This window comes from Acinetobacter sp. ATCC 27244, assembly GCF_000156555.1.
Classification (GTDB): domain Bacteria; phylum Pseudomonadota; class Gammaproteobacteria; order Pseudomonadales; family Moraxellaceae; genus Acinetobacter; species Acinetobacter haemolyticus.
In genome coordinates this window covers 1-240 of record NZ_GG666017.1, presented here as the reverse complement: position 1 = coordinate 240, position 240 = coordinate 1, and the positions used below count along the sequence as shown (strand labels likewise).

Annotated in this window: 1 protein-coding gene; it reads left to right on the top strand. The window is 36.2% G+C overall.

From position 1 onward, the window contains the following. Positions 1-240, top strand: a 240-nt coding sequence (locus HMPREF0023_RS16425) for an IS30 family transposase (protein ID WP_008942610.1), incomplete at both ends; no start/stop codon positions are given.

The window sequence follows — 240 nt, the reverse complement described above, 5'->3', positions numbered from 1 at the left end:
ACTCGAAGAAGATTTAGGCATAGATGTATATTTCTGTGACCCACATTCACCCTGGCAAAAAGGCACATGCGAAAATATGAATGGTTTAATTAGGCAATATTTACCTAAAGGGATTGATTTAAATCAGGCAGATCAGCATTATTTAAATCAAGTTGCCATGTCACTGAATACTCGTCCTAGAAAGGCGTTAGATTGGCTTACACCATTAGAGAAATTTGCTCAGCTTGTTGATTATCATAT